The organism is Citrobacter sp. wls613, assembly GCF_005281195.1.
GTDB classification, from domain to species: domain Bacteria; phylum Pseudomonadota; class Gammaproteobacteria; order Enterobacterales; family Enterobacteriaceae; genus Citrobacter; species Citrobacter gillenii.
Map to the genome: position 1 here is coordinate 974 of NZ_SZXN01000035.1, position 659 is coordinate 1632.

Here is a 659-nt window from a genome sequence, read left to right on the forward strand (position 1 = left end):
GGCCCTGTTTCTCAGCATCTGGGGCACATGGACGATTATTAACACGCCTGTCGATGCCTTGCCTGACCTGTCAGATGTGCAGGTCATTATCAAAACCAGCTATCCCGGCCAGGCCCCGCAGATTGTAGAAAACCAGGTCACCTATCCACTTACCACCACCATGCTGTCCGTGCCTGGCGCAAAAACCGTGCGTGGTTTTTCACAGTTCGGTGATTCGTATGTGTATGTCATTTTTGAAGACGGCACCGATCTGTACTGGGCCCGTTCCCGCGTGCTGGAGTACCTGAACCAGGTACAGGGAAAACTGCCCGCCGGTGTGAGTTCTGAAATCGGTCCGGACGCCACGGGGGTGGGCTGGATATTTGAATATGCCCTTGTCGATCGCAGCGGAAAACACGACCTTTCAGAACTGCGTTCTCTGCAGGACTGGTTCCTGAAATTTGAGCTGAAAACCATCCCGAACGTGGCTGAGGTCGCTTCGGTTGGCGGCGTGGTGAAACAGTACCAGATTCAGGTCAATCCGGTAAAACTGTCTCAGTATGGTATCAGCCTGCCCGAAGTGAAACAGGCCCTTGAATCGTCTAACCAGGAGGCCGGTGGCTCATCCGTTGAAATGGCCGAAGCTGAGTATATGGTCCGTGCCAGCGGTTATCTTCAGA

The 659-nt window shown here is 53.9% G+C and carries 1 protein-coding gene; it reads left to right on the forward strand.

The window, feature by feature from the left end; genetic code table 11:
• Positions 1–659 (forward strand): efflux RND transporter permease subunit (locus FDX01_RS05650; RefSeq protein WP_170974761.1); only part of this gene is annotated, 659 nt, incomplete at both ends.